Source organism: Streptomyces sp. NRRL F-5122, assembly GCF_001507435.1.
In the GTDB taxonomy this organism is placed as follows: Bacteria; Actinomycetota; Actinomycetes; order Streptomycetales; family Streptomycetaceae; genus Streptomyces; species Streptomyces lannensis.
The window spans coordinates 388,856-408,646 of sequence record NZ_LMWH01000228.1 but is presented as its reverse complement, the minus strand read 5'-3'; the positions used below and the strand labels follow the sequence as shown (position 1 = coordinate 408,646).

The 19,791-nt window shown below is 71.3% G+C and carries 19 protein-coding genes and 1 pseudogene; 4 read left to right on the top strand and 16 right to left on the bottom strand.

Annotated features, from left to right (window positions below):
• Window positions 1–9: 9 nt before the first annotated feature.
• Both ADL25_RS22765 and ADL25_RS22760 read right to left on the bottom strand, forming a co-directional pair.
• Window positions 10–873, bottom strand: coding sequence for a phosphotransferase enzyme family protein (locus ADL25_RS22765; protein ID WP_059129601.1), 864 nt, complete (start codon window positions 871–873; stop codon window positions 10–12).
• Window positions 874–1,088: 215 nt separating this feature from the next.
• Entirely contained in the window at window positions 1,089–3,365 is a 2,277-nt protein-coding gene (locus ADL25_RS22760) for an MMPL family transporter (RefSeq protein ID WP_059129600.1), read from the bottom strand.
• Window positions 3,366–3,620: 255 nt separating this feature from the next.
• Between ADL25_RS22760 and ADL25_RS22755 the strand changes: the two genes are divergently transcribed.
• From ADL25_RS22755 to ADL25_RS22740, 4 genes are all read left to right on the top strand, one after another.
• Entirely contained in the window at window positions 3,621–4,175 is a 555-nt protein-coding gene (locus tag ADL25_RS22755; RefSeq protein WP_059129599.1) for a DUF1697 domain-containing protein, read from the top strand.
• A gap of 106 nt (window positions 4,176–4,281) precedes the next feature.
• On the top strand, window positions 4,282–5,343 hold the full coding sequence (locus ADL25_RS22750; RefSeq protein WP_059129670.1) for a ketopantoate reductase family protein: 1,062 nt from the start codon (window positions 4,282–4,284) through the stop codon (window positions 5,341–5,343).
• A gap of 9 nt (window positions 5,344–5,352) precedes the next feature.
• Entirely contained in the window at window positions 5,353–5,961 is a 609-nt protein-coding gene (locus ADL25_RS22745; RefSeq protein ID WP_059129598.1) for a TIGR03086 family metal-binding protein, read from the top strand.
• A 55-nt stretch (window positions 5,962–6,016) separates the two neighbouring features.
• A complete protein-coding gene (locus ADL25_RS22740) occupies window positions 6,017–6,634 on the top strand; it encodes a DsbA family protein (RefSeq protein ID WP_059129597.1) in 618 nt (205 codons plus the stop codon).
• Window positions 6,635–6,690: 56 nt separating this feature from the next.
• Here ADL25_RS22740 and ADL25_RS22735 read toward each other — a convergent pair whose 3' ends face one another.
• The 14 genes and pseudogenes from ADL25_RS22735 to ADL25_RS22670 all read right to left on the bottom strand — a co-directional run bounded on the left by ADL25_RS22735 (window position 6,691) and on the right by ADL25_RS22670 (window position 19,755).
• Window positions 6,691–7,428 carry a sirohydrochlorin chelatase gene (locus ADL25_RS22735; protein ID WP_059129596.1) on the bottom strand — a complete coding sequence of 246 codons (738 nt, stop codon included), beginning with the start codon at window positions 7,426–7,428 and terminating at the stop codon, window positions 6,691–6,693.
• Between the two features lie 6 nt (window positions 7,429–7,434).
• A complete protein-coding gene (locus tag ADL25_RS22730; RefSeq protein ID WP_059129595.1) occupies window positions 7,435–8,346 on the bottom strand; it encodes an ABC transporter permease in 912 nt (303 codons plus the stop codon).
• The gene (locus ADL25_RS22725; protein WP_059129669.1) at window positions 8,333–9,121 is read right to left on the bottom strand and encodes an ABC transporter ATP-binding protein; all 789 of its coding nucleotides are present in this window, start codon (window positions 9,119–9,121) and stop codon (window positions 8,333–8,335) included. The genes ADL25_RS22730 and ADL25_RS22725 overlap by 14 nt, the downstream gene beginning before the upstream one ends.
• 36 nt (window positions 9,122–9,157) lie before the next feature.
• Window positions 9,158–10,188: pseudogene (locus tag ADL25_RS22720) on the bottom strand (aliphatic sulfonate ABC transporter substrate-binding protein).
• 289 nt (window positions 10,189–10,477) lie between these two features.
• Window positions 10,478–11,806: a sulfate adenylyltransferase subunit 1 gene (locus ADL25_RS22710; RefSeq protein ID WP_059129593.1), complete on the bottom strand. Its 1,329-nt coding sequence runs from the start codon at window positions 11,804–11,806 to the stop codon at window positions 10,478–10,480.
• Window positions 11,807–11,808: 2 nt separating this feature from the next.
• Window positions 11,809–12,744, bottom strand: coding sequence for a sulfate adenylyltransferase subunit CysD (cysD, locus tag ADL25_RS22705; RefSeq protein ID WP_059129592.1), 936 nt, complete (start codon window positions 12,742–12,744; stop codon window positions 11,809–11,811).
• The gene (cysC, locus tag ADL25_RS22700; protein ID WP_059129591.1) at window positions 12,741–13,301 is read right to left on the bottom strand and encodes an adenylyl-sulfate kinase; all 561 of its coding nucleotides are present in this window, start codon (window positions 13,299–13,301) and stop codon (window positions 12,741–12,743) included. The genes cysD and cysC overlap by 4 nt, the downstream gene beginning before the upstream one ends.
• 2 nt (window positions 13,302–13,303) lie before the next feature.
• Complete coding sequence (locus tag ADL25_RS22695; RefSeq protein ID WP_059129590.1) at window positions 13,304–14,014, bottom strand: phosphoadenylyl-sulfate reductase; 711 nt, start codon at window positions 14,012–14,014, stop codon at window positions 13,304–13,306.
• Window positions 14,011–14,190, bottom strand: a complete 180-nt coding sequence (locus ADL25_RS22690; protein ID WP_059129589.1) for a hypothetical protein — start codon at window positions 14,188–14,190, stop codon at window positions 14,011–14,013. The genes ADL25_RS22695 and ADL25_RS22690 overlap by 4 nt, the downstream gene beginning before the upstream one ends.
• Window positions 14,187–15,878 carry a nitrite/sulfite reductase gene (locus ADL25_RS22685; protein ID WP_059129588.1) on the bottom strand — a complete coding sequence of 564 codons (1,692 nt, stop codon included), beginning with the start codon at window positions 15,876–15,878 and terminating at the stop codon, window positions 14,187–14,189. Before ADL25_RS22685 ends, ADL25_RS22690 begins: the two co-directional genes overlap by 4 nt.
• Before the next feature lie 125 nt (window positions 15,879–16,003).
• Window positions 16,004–16,087: a putative leader peptide gene (locus ADL25_RS51915; RefSeq protein ID WP_309486338.1), complete on the bottom strand. Its 84-nt coding sequence runs from the start codon at window positions 16,085–16,087 to the stop codon at window positions 16,004–16,006.
• 126 nt (window positions 16,088–16,213) lie between these two features.
• The gene (locus tag ADL25_RS22680) at window positions 16,214–16,786 is read right to left on the bottom strand and encodes a GNAT family N-acetyltransferase (protein WP_059129587.1); all 573 of its coding nucleotides are present in this window, start codon (window positions 16,784–16,786) and stop codon (window positions 16,214–16,216) included.
• 68 nt (window positions 16,787–16,854) lie between these two features.
• Complete coding sequence (locus tag ADL25_RS22675; RefSeq protein ID WP_059129586.1) at window positions 16,855–18,243, bottom strand: hypothetical protein; 1,389 nt, start codon at window positions 18,241–18,243, stop codon at window positions 16,855–16,857.
• 150 nt (window positions 18,244–18,393) lie between these two features.
• Window positions 18,394–19,755 (bottom strand): GAF domain-containing protein, encoded by a 1,362-nt coding sequence (locus ADL25_RS22670; protein ID WP_079050521.1) that lies wholly within the window; start codon window positions 19,753–19,755, stop codon window positions 18,394–18,396.
• Window positions 19,756–19,791: the final 36 nt, after the last annotated feature.

Here is a 19,791-nt window from a genome sequence, read left to right as displayed (position 1 = left end):
GGACCGGCCTCAGAAGGCGTGCCAGCGGACCGTCTCGTCCCCGTTCCGCAGTGAGGCCACCCTCCGCCGGAACTCGGCGAGCGCCGCGGGGTTGCTCGGCGCATGCTGGGCGACCCAGGCGCAACTGGCGGTTTCACGTGCCCCGCGGAGCACGGAGCACCCCGCCCACGTGCGCACATCCCAGCCGTACGACTTCGTGAAGGAGTCATAGGCCTCGGCAGGCAGCCCATAGCGGTCTCGGGAGAGAGCCATGACCACCAGGTCGTGCTCGCGCAGGTCGGCCGAGAAGGTCTCCAGATCGACCAGGACCGGACCGTCCGGCCCGATGTGCACATTGCGGGGCAGCGCGTCGCCGTGGATCGGGCCGGGCACCAGACGCGGCGTCAGCGCGGCGGCGGCCGCCGCGAAGCCGTCCCGGCGCTCGCGCAGATACGCCGCGTCCGCCGGGTCGACGGCGTCGCCCGCCAGCCGCAGCCAGCGCTCCACACCGCCCAGCAGCTCACGCTGCGGCAGCGGGAAGGAGGGGGCGGGGAGCGCGTGCACGATCCGCAGCAGTTCGGCCAGATCGCGTGCCTCGGCCGGACGTACGGGATCGGGCAGTCGGTGCCACACGGTCACCGGGTGGCCGTCCACCAGCAGCGCCTCGGGTTCGGCGGCACGCACCGCGGGGACGCCCTCCGCGGCGAGCCAGAGGGCGATGTCCAGTTCCCGCCGTGCGCGGTCGAGGAGTTCGGCGTCGCGGCCCACCTTGACCACGAGATCACCCGCCGCGAACACCGCGTTCTCACCCAGGGCGAGGAGCCGCGCGTCCGTCGCCCGGTCCGGCAGTACGGCTGCCGCGGCCAGTACCCCGCGCGCCCTTGCCTCGTCCATCGCCGCCTCCGTGTCCCGTCGTCGTACCGACCACCGATGGCGCCTGCTGCCCGCCATCGTCGGCCAGTGTCGCATTCGCACTGGTCGGACCCTGTGCCCGGGCGGGCGGTGGCACCGGCGGACGCGCCGGCCGGGAAGGGGCGGTGCCCGGTCGCGGCCCGGCAGCGTGGCCGGGGTGCCCCACCCCGGCCACCTGCACCGTCATCCGCGGACCGTCAGACCCCGACCTTCTCGCCCTCCACGGCCGGCGGCGGGGGAGGGGACACCGCCGGGGACGACTCGTCGTGGCTGAGGTCCGGCAGCCGGTGCAGCCACCTCGGCAGATACCAGTTGCGCTCGCCGAGCAGAGCCATCACCGAGGGGAGGAGTACGCCCCGGATGATCGTCGCGTCGATGAGCACGGCGGCGGCCAGGCCGACGCCCATCTGCTTCATGGACTGCATGGACAGCGTGCCGAAGATCGCGAAGACGGCGACCATGATGACCGCGGCACTGGTCACGACCCCCGCCGTGGTCACCACACCGTGCGTGATCGCCTCCTTGGTCGTCCGGCCCCGCAGGTGCGCCTCGCGGATCCGGGAGACCACGAACACGTGGTAGTCCATCGACAGTCCGAACAGGATGACGAACAGGAACAGCGGCAGCCAGGTGATGATGGCGCCCACACCCTCGGCACCCACCAGCGACGCCCCCCAGCCGTGCTGGAAGACGGCGACCAGGATGCCGTAAGCCGCGCCCACGGACAGCAGGTTGAGCGCGATCGACGTGATCGCGATCGTCAGGGAGCGGAACGACACGAGCATCAGCAGGAAGGCGAAGACCACGACGAACGCGAAGACCGGAACCACCGAGCCGACGAGCTGGTCGTTGAAGTCCGCGGAGCCGGCGACCTGACCCGTGATCGGCGCCTGCACCCCCTCGACCTTGCCGAGCGTGTCCGGACGTACCCGGTCACGCAACAGGTCCAGGCTCCTGCCCGCCTTGTCCAGATCGGATCCGCCGACCAGCGGGACGGAGATCAGGGCCACGTTCTGGGCGCCGTGCAGCCTGATGTCGATCGGACCCCGGGAGGCCCCCGAACTGATGGCCTCCGCACGGAAGTCGGCCAGCGCGGACCGCACCTCGGCGGAGTTGATGTCGTTCGCCTTGACGACGACCTCGGCGGGCTCGGAACCGCCGGGGAAGGCCTCGTTGACCCGGTTGTAGGTGGCGACGATGGGCAGCCGGTCGCCGAACTCCTGGTCGAGCGTCAGGTTCTGGGTCTTCATGCCCAGGGCGGGCGCCATGATCGCCAGCAGCGCTCCGGCCGCGACGACCAGGGAGATGGCGGGCCGGGCGAGCACGACCTTGAGCACGGCCGCCCACAGCCGGCTCCCCTCCTCCTCGGACCGGCCGCGCCGGGCGCTGCGCGCACGGCGCCTCTCGGGGTGCAGGAACGGGATACGGCCCTTCTCGACCCGCCGGCCGAGAAGGGACAGCAGCGCGGGCAGCACCGTCACCGAACCGACCATGGCGACAGCCACGACCATCAGCGAGGCCAGCCCCATCGCCTCGAACGTGGCGATGCCGGTGAACAGCATGCCCGCCATGGCGACGCACACCGTGACACCGGAGACGATGATGGCGCGTCCGCTGGTCGCCGCGGCGATCTGGAGGGCGGTGGCAGGATCACGGCCGGCCGCCCGCTCCTCGCGCTCACGCCGCAGATAGAACAGGCAGTAGTCGACGCCGACGGCCAGACCCACCAGCAGCATCACGGAGTTGGCGGTGTCGTTCATCGGCTGCAGATGGCTGACGATGCCCATCAGGCCCATCGTCGCGACGATCGCGGAGATCGCCAGCGCCACCGGCAACAGCGCCGCGACGACGGCGCCGAAGGCGATCAGCAGGATGCCGAGTGCCACCGGCACGGCGGAGTACTCGGCCTGCGCGAAGTCGTCGCCGAAGGCGTCGGAGAACGTCTTCTGCATGCTGGCGCCGCCGATCTCCTCGACCCGCAGCTCCGTGTGGTCCTTCTGGACCCCCGCGACGGCCTCGAGCACCGGCTCGACCCGGTCGCCCGCGGTGTCGGCGTCACCGCGCATGTCGAACCGCACGAGCGCGCTTCGGCCGTCCTTCGAGATGGACTTCGTGTCGTACGGCGACATCACGTCCGTCACCCGGCCGGTCTTCTCGACCGCCCGTACGACCGCGGTCACGGTGGCGCGGAACCGGGGGTCGGTGGCCGTGATACCGCCGCCCTTGGCCTGGATCAGGACGGACTCGCCCGCCGGCTCCTCGATGCCGGTCTCCTCGATGATCCTGGCGGCGGTGTGCGTCTCGCCCGTGAGTTCGTCGCTGTCCTTGACGTCCACACGGCCGGCCGCCGAGCCGATGGTCATGGCCAGGACGACGAACAGCAGCCAGATGCCGACGGCAGCCCATCGGTGCCGGGCGCTCCAGCCGCCGGCCCGGGCGGCGATGCCCCGTACCCGCGTAACTCCGTTCCCCATGACGGGCCAGTCCCCCCTCGGTGCGGGTGACGGCCCGCTGCCGTCACCGTTCGTATCGAAGGTAGGCGCGGCATAAGAACGACTCGTCGTGCTCCCCGACGAACCGGGATCGGTCCGGCTCATCCGCTCGGACACCCCCGGCTCACCACCAGGGAGGACCGCGACCCCTTACACGCAGTCAGGGTTCTCGGGGGTCGGGATCGGGGTCGTGGGGACCCCCTCCGCGCTCGCGCGCGCCCGGCCTATGGTGGTGCGATGACGACGATGTACGCGGCGCTGCTGCGCGGGATCAACGTGGGCGGCAGCAAGAAGCTGCCGATGGCCGAGCTGCGCACCGTCATGGAAGGGCTCGGTCACGACGGGGTCCGTACCCATCTCCAGAGCGGCCAAGCGGTCTTCGCCGCCGACCACGGTGACGAGGAATCCCTCGCGGCCGAACTCGCTGACGCGATCGGGAAGCGCTTCGGATTTTCCGTGGACGTCATCGTGCGCGACCACGCCTATCTGAAGGCGGTCATGGAGGCCTGCCCGTTCCCGGCCGCGGAGTTGGAGGCCAAGCAGTTGCACATCACGTACTTCTCGGAGCCGGTGGAGGCGGCGCGCTTCGCGGAGATCGACCCGGCCGCCTACGATCCCGAGGAGTTCCGGCTCGGCGACAGGGCTCTGTACCTGTACGCGCCGGACGGACTCGGCCGCTCCAGGCTCGCGGGACACCTGGCCAAGCCCCGGCTGAACAAGGGGCTGATCGCCACCACACGAAACTGGAACACGGTCGTCAAGCTGGTCGACCTCACCGCCGTCCCAGGGTGATCCGGCCCCCGGACGGGAGGCCGTGATACCGGTGGTCCTCCGGGCCCTGGAGCCGCCGCGGGCCCCCGAGCGCGGGGCCGTCCCCGCCTGTGCGAGGCTCGTCGGCATGCGCTACATCATCATCGGGGCCGGGGCTGTCGGCGGAACGATCGGGGCGCGGCTCGCGGAGGCCGGGCACGAGGTGGTCCTGGTCGCCCGGGGCGCACACCGTGCCGCGATCGAGGCGGACGGGCTGCGCTTCCGCACCCCGGACGGCGAACGCGTCCACCGGCTCCCCGCCGTCGAAGGCCCGGACGCGCTCGGGGAGTTGCGTACGGACGACGTACTGGTGCTGGCCGTCAAGACGCAGGACAGCGAGGCCGCGCTGGACACCTGGGGCGCGGCACCCGTGGCGGGCGGCGGGACGGCGGCCGAACGGCTGCCGGTGGTCTGTGCGCAGAACGGCGTCGAGAGCCAGCGGATCGCCCTGCGCCGCTTCCGGCATGTGTACGGCGTCTGCGTCTGGCTGCCGTCGACCTTCGTGGAACCGGGGGTGGTCTCGGCGGCCGGCGCCCCGCTCACCGGCATCCTGCACCTGGGGCGCCACCCCCACGGTATCGACGACACCGCCCGCCGGATCGCGGCCGATCTGGAGAGCGCCCGCTTCGAGGCCCCGTTGGCAGCGGACGTGGCGCGTTGGCAGTACGCCAAGCTGCTGGGCAACCTGGCCAACGCCGTCGAGGCGGTGAGCGGTCCGATCGACGGACAGGAGGCGCGGCGGCTGTACGAACGGGTCCGCGCGGAGGGCGAGTCGGTGCTCGCGGCTGCCGGGATCCCGTACGCGAGCGTGCGGGAACAACAGCAGGCGCGCGGTGACAAGGTGCGTCAGGAACCGCTGGAGGGGGCCGCGCGGGGCGGCGGCTCCTCCTGGCAGTCACTCGCCCGTGGCACGGGCACGATCGAGGCTGACCACCTCAACGGCGAGATCGTCCTGCTGGGCCGGCTGCACGGCGTGCCGACCCCGCTGAACGAACTGCTGCAACGGCTCGCCACCACCTTCGCACGTGAACGGCGGCCGGCCGGGTCGCTGCCGTCGGCGGAGCTGGTACGACGCGCGGACGAGGCGGTGGCGGCTGCCGGGGACGGGGGTGTCGCGTTTGTTCAAGAGGATCATGGGGCGCGTTCCTAGCGTGGGGGCATGAGCGATCCGTACAAGAACGTGCACCCCTACATGGTCGAATGCGCGGCCGAGGCCGCCCGTGTGGCTCGTGAGGTCCGGGCGGCGCAGCTGCCCGAGCCCACCCACTGCCCCGCCTGGGACGTCCGTGCCCTGGTGAACCACTGGGTCCTCTACACCTCCCACGGTCTGGAGCACCGCGCCCTGCGCACCCCGCTCTCCGAGGAGCTGACCGCACGCGACTTCACCGCGGATCCGGGCTGGGCGCAGGCGTACGCCGACCAGCTCGACCGCGCCGTCGCCGCCTGGGACGACCCCGCCATGTGGGAGGGCGAGATCGACCTCGGTATGGCGAAGATGGAAGCGGCCGGGCTGGCGGCGATGATCGTCAAGGAGATGGCGGTCCACGGCTGGGACGTCGCGACGGCCACCGGTCAGGAGTACCGGGTCTCGGAGGGCGCGGGCCGGCTGGTGCTGGACGTGGTCGAGACGCACGGCGACCTCTACCGCCGGTACGACGGCTTCGCGGACCCGGTCGCCGTCGCCGACGACGCTCCCGTGTTCGAGCGTGCGCTGGCGGCGAGCGGACGGGATCCGAGGCAGCGGCCCCTGGGTAAAGTGGACCACTGAGAAATCACCGAATTGGATCGAGATTCTGTACCACTTGGAGCCTAGTGTCGACGGCATGACGAACGACTCGCGTCCTCGTGTCGACTTCTGGTTCGACTCCGCCTGCCCCTTCGCCTGGATCACCTCCCGCTGGCTGCTGGAGGTCGAGCGCGAGCGGCCGCTCGACCTCCGCTTCCACGCGATGAGCCTCCACCTGCACAACCTCGGTAACGAGCTCCCGGCCTGGTACCGGGAGCTGGTCGACAAGTCGATCGGTCCGGTGCGCGTCGCCGTGGCCGCGTCCGAACGGTACGGCGAGAAGGTGCTCCGGGACCTTTACACGGCCTTCGGCACCCGGATCCACGAGGGCGGCGCGGAGGACTTCGACGCGGTGGTCACCGAGTCCCTCGCCGAACTCGGGCTCGCGGCCGAGCTCGCCGCGGCCGCTCACGACCCGGCATACGACGAGGCCGTGCGCCGCAGCCACGAGGCCGGAGCCGAGCCCGACTCGGGGGGTTATGTGGGGACGCCCACCCTGCATGTCGACGGTGCGGTGTGGTTCGGACCGGTCCTGCGCGCCGTTCCGCGAGGCGCGCGAGCGGCCGAACTCTTCGACAGCTTCCGGGTACTGGCGGTGCACCCCGACTTCTTCGAGCTCAAGCGCACCAGGACCGGGGGACTGCGCTTCGGCTGAGCCGCCGGCACACGGCCGGGGGCGACCTGCGGCACGGGCGCCCGGCGCGCCCGGGCTCAGGCTCCGAGGGCCGTCACCATCGGCAGCCGGGCCTCGTCGTACCGCTCCAGCAAGACCCTGGCCACCTCCTGTGCGGGGCCGAGTACCGCGGCCAGGACGTCCGCCTCTGCGGCGCCGCGGGCGATGCGGTCCGGCAGGAACCCGGGGGCCAGGACGTACGGGGCCACGGCCACCCGCGCACAGCCCGCCGCCCGCAGTTCGCGCACCGCGTCCTCGGTGCGCGGAAGGGATGCGGAGGCGAACGCAGGCCGCACGGCGCACCAACCGGTGCGCCGCCACTCCCGCGCGATTTCTGCGATCACTGCGATCGCCTCCGGGTCGGTGGATCCCGCCGAGGCCAGCACGACTCCGGTGCGGGACCTGTCGGCGGGCCGCAGTCCCGCCTCCCGCAGACGCCGTTCGAGGGCGCGCAGCAGCAGGGGGGAGGGGCCGAGCACGTCCGCCTGCCGGATCCGCAGCCGGGGCGGTGCCTGGCTCAGCATCGCCGGGATGTCGGCCTTCGCGTGGAATGCCCGGGTCAGCAGGAGGGGCAGCGCCACGACGTCCCTGACGCCCTCGGCAGCGAGGGACTCCAGCACCCCCTGCACGGACGGGACGTTGAAGTCCAGGAAGCCGGTCTCCACGCGCAAGCCGGGCCGCAGCGACCGTACCCGCCGCACGAGGGCGTGCACGGTCGCGGCGTGCCGCGGATCACGGCTGCCGTGGGCGATGACGAGGAGAACCGGCTTGTGCATGGGAGATCAGCCCTTGACGAACAGGCCGCGGCTGCGCAGCACCCACCGCTCCAGCGGACTGAAGATCAGCAGGTCGATGGCGATACCGACGAACAGGATCAGGAGGACCGCCTCGAAGACCATGGCCATGGAGCTGGCGTTGCGGCCGTTCTCCAGCAGCGCGCCGAGGCCGATGCCCAGGTCGGGGGAGGAGGCGATGATCTCCGCGGCCATCAGCGAGCGCCAGGAGAAGGCCCAGCCCTGTTTCAGGCCGGCGAGATAGCCGGGGAGTGCGGCCGGCATGACGATGTGCCAGGTGCCCTTCAGGCCCGTCGCCCCCATGGTGCGGCCCGCCCGCAGGAACAGAGGCGGTACCTGATCGATGCCGGACACCAGGCCGTTGGCGATCGACGGGACGGCGCCGAGCAGGATCACCGCGTACATCATCGAGTTGTTCAGACCGAGCCAGATCACGGCCGGCGGCACCCAGGCCACCGACGGCAGCGACTGCAGTCCGGACAGGATCGGTCCGATCGCCGCGCGGACGACCTTCACACGGGCCACCAGAAGCCCCAGCGGGGTGCCGATCGCGAGGGCCAGCAGGAAGCCCAGCAGACCGCGCGAGACGCTGGTCCAGATGTAGCCGAGCAGCTTGCCCTCGAGCCAGGCGTCCTCGACCTCGCCCCACACATCACCGGGAGAGGGCAGCTTGGTCGGGTCGTCGACGACCTTGAAGGTGATCAGTGCCTGCCAGATCACCAGGACGACGACGACGGCCAGGACGGGTGGCAGGATCTTGCCGACGAAGGTCTGCCGGAACGTGGCGCGACCCGTGGCCGAGGACTCCAGGGCGTCCAGCCCGGCCTCCAGACCGCTCAGTCCCGGACTGTCCCCGGCGGTGGCCTTCGCCGTCGTGTCGGTGGTCTCAGTGCTGGCCATGACGGCGGATCTCCCCACGCAGTACTTCGGTGATCTCGAGGGACAACTCCGCCACCGGAGCGTCCTCGATACGGCGCGGCTGCGGTATCTCCACCCGCCACTCGCGCGCCACCCGGCCGGGCCGGGAGGAGAGCAGTACGACACGCTGCGCCAGCCGTACCGCCTCGCGCACGTTGTGCGTGACGAACAGCACGGACAGTCCGGTCTCCGCCCAGATGCGCGTCAGTTCGTCGTGCAGCACGTCGCGGGTGATGGCGTCGAGCGCCGCGAACGGCTCGTCCATCAGCAGCAGCTGGCTGTCCTGCGCCAGCGCACGGGCCAGGGCGACCCGCTGGCGCATGCCGCCGGACAGCTCGTGCACCCGCTTGCCGTACGAACCCTGGAGGCGGACGAGTTCGAGCAGTTCCTCGGTCCTGCCGCGCCGCTCGCTCTTGGGGACCCCCCTGAGCTTCAGCGCGAGTTCGATGTTCTTGCCCGCGGTGAGCCACGGGAACAGGGCGTGCTCCTGGAACATCAGGGCGGGGCGCCCGTCGGTCGTGATGCGGCCGGCGGTGGGCTTGTCCAGCCCCGCCACCAGGTTGAGCAGTGTGGACTTGCCGCAGCCCGAGGCACCGAGGAGGGTGACGAACTCCCCCGGTGCCACGTCCAGGGTGATGTCGTCGAGGACGAGCTGCTGCCCGGCCGGCCCGGCGAAGGACTTGGAGACATGCTCGATACGGGCTGCGTGCTCCGTCGACGCGGCGCCTTCGGCGGCCTTGGCGAGGGCGGTTGCCATGGTCGTCACCTCCTGGGGACTCATCGGGATCTGTCCTCACTCGACGCCGAGACCGGCGTCGTCGACCGTGCTCTCGCCCTCGGACTCGAGCACCTTGTTCAGCAGCGTCAGGTCGTAGATGCCCTTCAGCTTCGGCTCCTTCAGCAGACCTGCCTCGACCGCGTGCTGCGCCTCGGTGTCCAGGGTGGAGGCCAGCGGATCGTCGGTGATCCGGATGGACTTCCAGGCCGGGTCCAGGACGTCGGCGGGCAGGGCTTTGCCGGAGTCGGCCTCGAGCTGCTTGTTCGCCGCGGCCTTCGCCTGGTCCGGATGGGCGTTGATCCACTTGTCGGTCTCGACGGAGGCCCTCAGTACCGCCTCGACGGCGTTCGGATGCTCCTTCAGGAACGTCTGCGACACGACGATGTTCGTGATCACGAACTTCTTGCCGGGCCACAGCGACGACTCGTCGAGCAGCACCTTGCCGCCCTCGGCGACCAGTTTGGAGGCGGTCGGCTCCGGCACCCAGGCGCCGTCGATCGAGCCGGACCTTCGCCCTTGCCGCTCTCGGCGTCGACCTTCCAGCCCTGGTCCGCGATCCAGTTGAGGAAGGCGACGTCCTGGGTGTTGCCGAGCTGAGGGGTGGCGATCCTCTTGCCCCTGATGTCCTTCAGGGACTTGATCTTCTTGGGGTCGACCACCAGCTTCACCCCGCCGGACGCCGAACCGCCGATGATCCGCAGACTCCTGCCGCCGGACCGGGTGTAGCCGTTGACCGCGGGGGAGGGACCGATCCAGCCGATGTCGATCGAGCCCGAGTCGAGGGCCTCGATCTCGGAGGGACCGGCGTTGAAGGTCTGGTACTCGGCCCGCGTCGCACCGAGCGACTTCTGGAAGAAACCCTTCCGGGCGCCGACGAGCGCCGTCGCGTGGGTCAGGTTGCCGAAGTACCCGATCTTCACGGAGTCGAGGCCGTCGACCTTCCTGGAACCGGCGGCGACCTGCTGTGCGGAGGAGTCGCTCACGGCCTCGGACCCGTAACCGCAGGCGGTCAGCGCGAGGAGCGGGACAACCGCGAGAGCGGTCAGAGCACCGCGCGGGAGGCAGAGAGCGGCACCCCCGTTCCGGCGGAGCCGGGCGAGGAGGCGGGTGGCAGGCACGGGAGGTTGTCCTCTCGTCGGCCCGGCGGTCACGGTGCGTCAGGCCGTGGCCGGGCGTTCGGCAGGGGGTCTTCGTCGCTTCCGGGGCGGCAGCGCCTTCCCGGTGCGCGTCAGGACGCACATCGCGCCACTCCGCCCTGTCCGCTGCCGAGGGCGCCGCTGCCGACGCGGCCGCCCTCCTTCGCGAACGTCGAGTAGAAGCAGGTGCTGGACATGGTCAGAAGTCCCACCCGTCGTCGGCCCCGTCCTGCACCGGCTCGGGCGCGGCGAAGGACTCGCCGACCATGCCCGCGGTGAGCGTGGTGCCGTCGGCCGGGTCGATCAGGATGAACGAGCCGGTGCGGCGGGAGTCCGCGTACACGTCGACCGGCAGCGGTTCCGCGGTGCGGATCTTCACACGGCCGATGTCGTTGGCGACGAGCTGTCCCGGATGCGGGTGCAGGGACAGGTCGTCGAGTGTGAGCCGGGAGGGGATGTCCTTGACGATCGCCTTGACCGTGCGGGTGCCGTGCTTGATCAGCACCCGGTGCCCGACGGTCAGCGCCTCGTCGGCGACGTGGCAGACCGTGGCCTCGATGTCCTGTGTGGTCGCGGGCACGTCCTCGCTCGGCACGATCAGGTCGCCACGTGAGATGTCGATGTCGTCCTCCAGCAGGAGCGTCACCGACTGGGTGGTCCAGGCGACGTCTACCGGCCGGCCCAGCAGATCGATGCCGGAGATCCGCGAGGTGCGGCCCGCGGGCAGCACGGTGACGGCCTCTCCGACGCGGAACGAACCGGCGGCGATCTGCCCGGCGTAACCCCGGTAGTCGGGGTGCTCGGCGGTCTGCGGCCGGATCACGTACTGCACCGGGAGCCGGGCGTGGCAGTGGCTCAGATCGTGGCTGACGGGGACCGTCTCCAGGTGCTCCAGGACGGTCGGGCCGCCGTACCAGTCCATGTTCGAGGACGGCTCCACCACGTTGTCCCCGGCCAGCGCGGAGATCGGGATCGCGGTGACCTCGGGGACGCCCAGCTCGGATGCGTAGGCCGTGAACTCCTTGGCGATCGCGGCGAACACGGACTCCCGGTAGTCGACCAGGTCCATCTTGTTGACCGCGAGCGCCACGTGGGGGACCCGGAGGAGCGCGGCGATGGCGGCGTGCCGCCGGGTCTGCTCGACGACCCCGTTGCGGGCGTCGACGAGGATCACCGTCAGCTCGGCGGTGGAGGCCCCCGTCACCATGTTGCGGGTGTACTGCACATGGCCGGGGGTGTCGGCCAGGATGAACCGGCGCCGGGGCGTGGCGAAGTAACGGTACGCCACGTCGATCGTGATCCCCTGCTCGCGCTCGGCCCGCAGGCCGTCGGTCAGCAGCGCGAGGTCCGGGGTGTCCTGGCCGCGGTTGCGCGAGGCGTGCTCCACGGCCTCCAGCTGGTCGGCGAGGACCGACTTGGAGTCGTGCAGCAGCCGGCCCACGAGCGTGGACTTGCCGTCGTCGACGGACCCGGCGGTGGCGAACCGCAGCAGGGTGGTGGCCGAGAGCTCCTCGGTCGTCGTGCTCATGGTTAGAAGTACCCCTCGCGCTTGCGGTCTTCCATCGCGGCCTCGGAGAGCTTGTCGTCGGCGCGGGTGGCGCCGCGCTCGGTCAGCCGGGACGCGGCGATCTCGGCGATGACGGCGTCCAGCGTGGTGGCGTCGGAGTCGACGGCACCCGTGCAGGACATGTCACCCACGGTCCGGTACCGGACAAGGCGCTTCTCGACGGTCTCGCCGTCCTTGGGGCCGCCCCACTCGCCCGCCGTCAGCCACATGCCCGCCCGCCGGAACACCTCGCGCTCGTGGGCGAAGTAGATCTGCGGCAGTTCGATGCCCTCGCGCGCGATGTACTGCCAGACGTCGAGCTCGGTCCAGTTGGACAGCGGGAACACACGGACGTGCTCGCCCGGCGCGTGCCGCCCGTTGTACAGGTTCCACAGCTCCGGCCGCTGGCGGCGCGGGTCCCACTGGGAGAACTCGTCGCGCAGCGAGAACACCCGCTCCTTGGCGCGGGCCTTCTCCTCGTCGCGCCGTCCGCCGCCGAAGACCGCGTCGAACCGTTCCTTCTGGATCTTCTCGGTCAGCGGCAGTGTCTGGAGCGGGTTGCGGGTGCCGTCCGGGCGCTCCTTGAGGAGACCGCGATCGATGTACTCCTGCACGGAGGCGATGTGCAGCCGCAGACCGTGCCGGGCCACCGTACGGTCGCGGTACTCCAGGACCTCGGGGAAGTTGTGCCCGGTGTCCACGTGCAGCAGCGTGAAGGGGACCGCTGCGGGGGCGAACGCCTTCACCGCCAGATGCAGCATGACGATGGAGTCCTTGCCACCGGAGAACAGGATCACCGGCCGCTCGAACTCCCCCGCCACCTCGCGGAAGATGTGCACCGCCTCCGACTCCAGCGCATCCAGGTGGCTCAGGGCGTACGGGCTGTCCGTGCCCTCCTCCGCCTTGGCGACCGTGGTCATGCCAGTCCCCTCTCGCTGAGCAGCGTGTACAACGCCGCCGCCGACTCCTGCACGGTCTGGTCCTGGGACTCGATCCGCAGATCGGGCGTCTCCGGCTCCTCGTACGGGTCGTCGACGCCCGTCAGCCCCCGGAGTTCGCCGGCGGCCTGCTTCGCGTACAGACCCTTCACATCGCGTACGGCGCACACCTCGACCGGAGTCGCCACGTGCACCTCGATGTACGGCGCCCCGCTCTCCTGGTGCCGCTTGCGTACGGCCTCACGGCTGTCCGCGTAGGGCGCGATCACCGGAACCAGGGTCTTGACGCCGTTGCGGGCGAGCAGATCGGCGAGGAAGCCGATGCGCTGCACGTTCGTGTGCCGGTCCGCACGGCTGAAGCCCAGGCCCGCCGAGATGAACTCGCGGATCTCGTCGCCGTCGAGGACCTCGACCCGGTGGCCCTCGGCACGCAGCCGGCCGGCCAGCTCGTGGGCGATGGTGGTCTTGCCGGCGCTCGGCAGACCCGTGAGCCAGACGGTGGCCCCGGTCGTCACGTATGTCTCCTGAATGTCCGTCATGGTCAGCCGTGCAGCCCGCACTCGGTCTTGGAGCGGCCCGCCCAGCGCCCGGCCCGCGCGTCCTCCCCCGCGAGGACCCGGCGGGTGCAGGGGGCGCAGCCCACCGAGGCGTAGCCGTCCATCAGCAGCGGGTTGGTCAGGACCCCGTGCTCGGCGACATAGGCGTCCACGTCGTCCTGGGTCCAGCGGGCGATCGGCGAGATCTTGACCTTCTGCCGCTTCGCGTCCCAGCCGACGACCGGCGTGTTCGCCCGGGTCGGGGACTCGTCGCGGCGCAGCCCGGTCGCCCAGGCGTCGTAGCTCGTCAGCCCCTCCTCCAGCGGCTGCACCTTGCGCAGCCTGCAGCACAGGTCGGGGTCGCGGTCGTGCAGTTTCGGGCCGTACTCGGCGTCCTGCTCGGCGACCGTCCGACGCGGCGTGAGGGTGATGACGTTGACGTCCATCACCGCCTCGACCGCGTCACGGGTGCCGATGGTCTCCGGGAAGTGGTAGCCGGTGTCGAGGAACACGACGTCGACACCGGGCCTGGCGCGCGACGCGAGGTGGGCGACCACCGCGTCCTCCATCGAGGAGGTCACGCAGAAGCGGGGGCCGAAGGTGTCGGCCGCCCACCCGAGGATCTCCAGCGCCGAGGCGTCCTCCAGATCGCGGCCCGCCTGCTCGGCGAGCGCCTCGAGTTCGTCGGTGCTCCGCTCTTCCCGCGTTGTCGTCATGTCCCGTCCCCTCCCCGATCGGTCTGCACGAGGCCCCGGGCCAGGAGCCCCAGAAACTTCAGCTGGAAGGCGCGATTGCACGCCCCGCACTCCCACGCACCGTGGCCCTGCTCACTGGGCCGCAGATCCTCGTCCCCGCAGTAGGGGCAGTAGAAGGGAGCCGCTCGTTCGCTCACGACAGAGCCTCCTCCGAGGCACGGGCCGCCCAGGTCGCGAACCGCTCGCCCTCCTCGCGCTCCGCCTGGAACCGCTTCAGGACGCGCTCGACATAGTCCGGAAGCTCGTCCGAGGTGACCTTCAGGCCGCGTACCTTGCGGCCGAACCCGGCCTCCAGGCCGAGTGCGCCGCCCAAGTGCACCTGGAAGCCCTCGACCTGCTCGCCCTTGTCGTTCAGGACCAGCTGGCCCTTGAGGCCGATGTCCGCCACCTGGATGCGCGCGCAGGCGTTCGGGCAGCCGTTGATGTTGATGGTGATCGGCTCGTCGAAGTCCGGGATGCGGCGCTCCAGTTCGTCGATCAGCGCGGAGCCGCGCGCCTTGGTCTCGACGATGGCCAGCTTGCAGTACTCGATGCCGGTGCACGCCATGGTGCCGCGCCGGAAGGGAGAGGGATGCACGGTGAGGTCGAGCGCCTCCAGACCCTCGACGAGCGAGTCGATCCGGTTCTCCTCGACGTCCAGCACGATCATCTTCTGCTCGACCGTGGTGCGGACTCGGCCGGAACCGTGCGCCTCGGCGAGTTCCGCGATCTTCGTCAGGGTGGCGCCGTCGACGCGGCCGACCCGCGGGGCGAAGCCGACGTAGAAGCGGCCGTCCTTCTGCCGGTGCACTCCGACGTGGTCGCGCCAGCGCTCCACGGGCTGGGCGGGCGCCGGTCCGTCGATCAGCTTGCGCCGGAGGTACTCCTCCTCCAGCACCTCGCGGAACTTCTCCGCGCCCCAGTCGGCCACGAGGAACTTCAGCCGGGCGCGGGTGCGCAGCCGCCGGTAGCCGTAGTCACGGAAGATCGAGATGACGCCCTCGTAGACGTCCGGGACCTCGTCCAGCGGGACCCAGGCGCCGAGGCGCTGCCCGATCTTCGGGTTGGTGGACAGACCGCCGCCGACCCACAGGTCGAAGCCGGGGCCGTGCTCGGGGTGGACGACACCGACGAAGGCGACGTCGTTGATCTCGTGCGCCACGTCGAGCAGTGGCGATCCCGAGATCGCGGTCTTGAACTTGCGCGGCAGGTTCGAGAACGCCGGGTTGCCGATGACCCTGCGGTGGATCTCGTCGACGGCCGGGGTGCCGTCGATGATCTCGTCCTCGGCGATGCCGGCGACGGGCGAACCGAGGATGACGCGGGGGGTGTCGCCGCAGGCCTCGGTCGTCGACAGCCCGACGGCTTCCAGACGGTTCCAGATCTCGGGCACGTCCTCGATCCGGATCCAGTGGTACTGGACGTTCTGCCGGTCGGTGATGTCGGCCGTGCCGCGCGCGAACTCCTGCGAGATCTCGCCGACGGTGCGCAGCTGGCGCGTGGTCAGGCGGCCGCCGTCGATGCGCACGCGCAGCATGAAGTAGGTGTCGTCCAGCTCCTCCGGCTCGAGGATCGCGGTCTTGCCGCCGTCGATCCCCGGCTTGCGCTGGGTGTACAGGCCCCACCAGCGCATTCGGCCGCGCAGGTCGTTGGGGTCGATGGAGTCGAAGCCCCGCTTGGAGTAGATCGTCTCAATACGTGTCCGTACGTTGAGACCGTCGTCGTCCTTCTTGAACTGCTCGTTGCCGTTGAGCGGGGTGAAGTGACCCACGGCCCACTGGCCCTCGCCACGGTGACGACTCACCTTGCGACGGGGCGTGGCGGGATTCTGCGGGGTGGCAGCCATGGTGGGTACGTCCTTCGGGACAGACGGAGGAGCGGCTCTGACCTGCGCATGCGGGTACGCGAGAAGCGCGCGCGTCGTTGCGCGAGGAGGGAGGGGAAAGAAGATCCGGTACTGGCTGGAGGCTGTCAGCTCGCCGGACAGATGGCGCTGGACATGCGGCCGAGATCGACGTGCCGTCGACTCACCAAGGCGATTCCAGTTCCAGACATGACGGAAGCGTGTCACGGCGCTCTGGACGCAGTCCAGCTTTGTCTGTCATGCGGACACCCTTGTCTCGAAATGCGAGACAAGGGTGCGTTCGGTCACATCGTCGCGATGTGGTGTGTCGACGCAGGTCAGGCGGGGTAGGCCCGAGGCCAGGGTCCCGGCGTGGGTGTCTCCGGCTCTTCCTCGACCTTGGTGTCGAAGAGCGTGAAGCCCCGGCGCAGGTAGTTGTCCATCGCGTGCTCGCCGTCCTTGCTGCAGGTGTGCAGCCACACCCGCTTCGTCGGCGACAGCGCCGGCCACCGGTCCGCCAGGTCCCAGGCGCGGGCGGCGCCGTGGGACAGCAGGTGCCCGCCGATCCGCCGGCCACGGAAGGCCGGGAGGAGGCCGAAGTAGACGATCTCCACGACACCCTCGTCCTGCGCCTCCAGCTCCACGTACCCGGCGGGCGTCCCCCGGTCGTGGGCGACCCAGGTCTCCACACCCCGACGGGTCAGGTGGTCCCGCCACTGCGCGTACGTCCAGCCGAGCCGGTCGATCCAGCGGATGTCCCCACCGACCGACGCGTACAGAAAGCGGCTGAACTCCGGTGACGGCACCTCCGCGCGGACGATGCGGACATCGCCCTCGGGAGCCGTCGCGGGCCGCATGTCCGCCGGGGACGTCTGCTCCAGGGACCAGGTGGTCACGGTGAGGGTGCTCATGCGGCCAGGGAATCATGGCGGCGAGCGGTACGACAAAAGGGTTCCGGTCCGCGGTCGGCGCCCGCGTCCTACTTCAGCGCGTCGTCCACGGAGGCCAGCGGCACCGCGTACAGCACCCGGCCCCCGGCCGGCCCGGGCACCGGTCCGTCACCGCCGCTCGTGGCGCCTGCCGTCAGGGTCCACACCTCGCCGGTCTCCGGCCAGTACGACAGGGACGCGGTATGGCGGCCCCAGCAGGCGCGGCTCTCGTCGGCCGAGCACGTGGCGGCCCCGGCGCCGGAGACGTCCTGCCGCCAGAGCGTGCCGTGCCGGCCGCCGACGGAGGGCGCGCGGTCGATGTACCAGTCGGCCCGCGCCGCACCGCCGTGCCGGTGCGAGAGCACGCCCTGCACACCGGACGCGTCCGTGCGGTACGCCTCGCTCGCCCGGACGTCGTGAAGCCCGTCCGCGGCGAGCAGGCCGGTGTGCCCGGGCGCGGTGCTGAACGGGTAGCGCCACACACGCGCGGGGGAGTCGGTGCTCCCGCGGCGGAACCGCTCGGCCGCCACCAGGCTGTCCGGGGTCGACGTGCGATCGAGCGAGAGGGCGGAGAAGCAGGGGACCCCGCGGTCGTCGGCCCTCGAGCAGGGGCCGCCGGTCAGACGGTAGGAGCCGATGCTGGGCAGCACGTACCGGTAGCCGTGCGCGGCGTAGCCGCCGTGGACCCGGCCGATCGCGGGGCCGTCGACATCGGCCTTCAGGATGCGGTGCAGGTCGAAGACCAGCAGGGAGCCGCGGTCGGTGACATAGAGTTTGTCCTGGTACCAGACCATGCCGGACAGTCCGGTGCGGACGGCGGAGAAGTCCTTGCCGTCGGAGCGCGGGGTGACGAGCAGTACCCACCGGTAGGCGAGTCGGGCCGGGTCGTTCGCGTCGATGAAGGCGATCCGGGCCAGGCCCCGGTCCCCGGCGCGCTCGATCGAGCCACCGCCGTCGTGCGTCCAGCCCGACAGGATGACGCGGTCGGCGCCCCAGCGGCCGTCGTCCTGGGCGTCCCCCGAGGTGGTGACGGACCGGGGCACCCAGTCGCCGGCCGTGGCGTCGTCGTCGGCCCAGCAGTACGCGCGTGTGGCGGCCGGTTTCACGGGCAGTGCGGAGGTCTCGGCGGCATCGCACGCGTTCCGCTCGCGCATGGTGCGGTCGGCGGAGGCGAGGACGTCGTGCACGCCGACGCCGCCCCCCGTCGCACGGCTCAGCCTGTCGAGCGTGGTGCGGCCGGTGAGTTCCTCGTGCAGGCTCAGCTTCGCCGTCTCCGTCGCGGCGGTGACGGGGGTCAGGCCGCCCGGGCTGTCCCCGCCCGCGGCCTGGGAGGTGCTGATCAGCGTGGCCGCGGCGGTCAGCGCCAGAGCGGCTCCGGCCAGGGTGGCCCGCAGGGCGCGACCTCGGCGTTTGCGGCGATGCCTGCCACGCTGTGTCATACAAACCTCCCGGCGTAGGCCAACTGCGCCTCGTGGTCCGGACATTGACATGAGGAGCGGGTGGGGTGGCCTGTGCAGGGGATGCTACGGCAGAGGGCCGCGCGGGCGGTCCAAGACCCGGGAAATGCAGGGTAATCCCCACCGACGGGGCTAAACGCCGGGGCGGGGCACGAGCGGGAGTGCGAGCCGGGAGGCTCGCGGCGGATCGGGGGGCGGCTCGCCGCCGGGGGCGCCGCCTCCCCGCGCACGTACCACCGCGGGCGCCACCGAGTGCGGCAGCAGGTCCAAGGGGTCGGCCGGGGGCAGCAACTCCACCTCCGCCGCATCGCAGAAACGATACGGCCGGTGTTCCAGGAACGCTCCCAGATATCTCCTCACCCGGGACATCTCCGCGCGGACCGTGACCGTCCGGGCCGGGTCCCCGAACATGTCGGCGGCCAGTTCCGCAGCCGTGCGGCCGGTGCGGTGCAGGGCCAACAGGTAGAGCAACTCCGCATGCCGGGCGCTGAGTTCGTGGGTCCAGGAGCTCGCGTCGCCCGACACCGTCACCGACCAGCGGCGCGGATGCGAGACGTCCACGACGACCCGTGTGGTACGTGCCGGTGCGGGCACGTCCGCGATCCGGATCAGCCAGCCGCCCGGCAGCGGCTCCACCGTGCAGGGCCCGAGTGCGGGCAGCAGCGTCCGGCCGGGCGGGAGCGATGCGGGAAGGGCGATGCGTCCGGTGTACGGCATCCCGGTCACCGCCGCCGTCCAGCCGTCCGTGTCGACGGCGAGCGCCTGGCCGCCGAGCTTGGCCAGCACCGGAGCGGCCACCGCGCGCAGCCGCTCCAGGGAGTTCAGATGCAGCTCCCGCAGCCGTGCCTCCGCAAGCTTGGCCACCGCGTCCACCCAGGCGAGCGTCGCCGGATGCATGGTCTCCAGCGGGCCGCTGATGTCCACGACCCCGATCAGCCGGCCGTCGCGCGGGTCCGTGATCGGTGCGCCCGTGCACGTCCAGGGGGCCAGGGCCCGCACGAAGTGCTCGGAGGCGAAGACCTGTACGGGACGCCGGGTCACCGCCGCGGTGCCCACGCCGTTGGTGCCGACGGCTCCCTCCCCCCAGTCCGCGCCGGGCTCGAAGCCCGTACCGTCCGCCTTGCGCAGCACCGGCGAGGAGCCCTCCCGCCACAGGACCCGCCCGTCCTCGTCCGCGACGACCATGATGTGCTGCGCGACGTCCGCGACCGACAACAGGCCCTCGCGCAGCACCGGCAGCACGTGCCGCAGGGGCGAGTCCTGACGGCGCCGCTCGATCTCGTCGCGTCCCAGCGGATCGGCCCGGACGTCGTGCTCCGGGTCGACGCCGCTGCGCAGCATTCGGCCCCACGAGGCCTCGATCACCGGGCGCGGCGGGACCGGTGCGCGCTGTCCCGAGAGCGTCGCGTTGCGTACGTCGTTGAGCACGCGGGCCGCCTGCGCGGCATCCCGAGCGGCGAGCCGTGCGACGTCGTTGCCGTCCGAGTGCGCCACTGGAACCGCCCCCAAGGCGTGGTCGTCCGATCTGGC

Coding starts and splice junctions, on each gene's coding strand:
- ADL25_RS22765 (WP_059129601.1), bottom strand. CDS start 873: ATGGACGAGGCAAGGGCGCGCGGGGTACTGGCCGCGGCAGCCGTACTG.
- ADL25_RS22760 (WP_059129600.1), bottom strand. CDS start 3,365: ATGGGGAACGGAGTTACGCGGGTACGGGGCATCGCCGCCCGGGCCGGC.
- ADL25_RS22755 (WP_059129599.1), top strand. CDS start 3,621: ATGACGACGATGTACGCGGCGCTGCTGCGCGGGATCAACGTGGGCGGC.
- ADL25_RS22750 (WP_059129670.1), top strand. CDS start 4,282: ATGCGCTACATCATCATCGGGGCCGGGGCTGTCGGCGGAACGATCGGG.
- ADL25_RS22745 (WP_059129598.1), top strand. CDS start 5,353: ATGAGCGATCCGTACAAGAACGTGCACCCCTACATGGTCGAATGCGCG.
- ADL25_RS22740 (WP_059129597.1), top strand. CDS start 6,017: ATGACGAACGACTCGCGTCCTCGTGTCGACTTCTGGTTCGACTCCGCC.
- ADL25_RS22735 (WP_059129596.1), bottom strand. CDS start 7,428: ATGCACAAGCCGGTTCTCCTCGTCATCGCCCACGGCAGCCGTGATCCG.
- ADL25_RS22730 (WP_059129595.1), bottom strand. CDS start 8,346: ATGGCCAGCACTGAGACCACCGACACGACGGCGAAGGCCACCGCCGGG.
- ADL25_RS22725 (WP_059129669.1), bottom strand. CDS start 9,121: ATGGCAACCGCCCTCGCCAAGGCCGCCGAAGGCGCCGCGTCGACGGAG.
- ADL25_RS22710 (WP_059129593.1), bottom strand. CDS start 11,806: ATGAGCACGACGACCGAGGAGCTCTCGGCCACCACCCTGCTGCGGTTC.
- cysD (WP_059129592.1), bottom strand. CDS start 12,744: ATGACCACGGTCGCCAAGGCGGAGGAGGGCACGGACAGCCCGTACGCC.
- cysC (WP_059129591.1), bottom strand. CDS start 13,301: ATGACGGACATTCAGGAGACATACGTGACGACCGGGGCCACCGTCTGG.
- ADL25_RS22695 (WP_059129590.1), bottom strand. CDS start 14,014: ATGACGACAACGCGGGAAGAGCGGAGCACCGACGAACTCGAGGCGCTC.
- ADL25_RS22685 (WP_059129588.1), bottom strand. CDS start 15,878: ATGGCTGCCACCCCGCAGAATCCCGCCACGCCCCGTCGCAAGGTGAGT.
- ADL25_RS51915 (WP_309486338.1), bottom strand. CDS start 16,087: ATGTCTGGAACTGGAATCGCCTTGGTGAGTCGACGGCACGTCGATCTC.
- ADL25_RS22680 (WP_059129587.1), bottom strand. CDS start 16,786: ATGAGCACCCTCACCGTGACCACCTGGTCCCTGGAGCAGACGTCCCCG.
- ADL25_RS22675 (WP_059129586.1), bottom strand. CDS start 18,243: ATGACACAGCGTGGCAGGCATCGCCGCAAACGCCGAGGTCGCGCCCTG.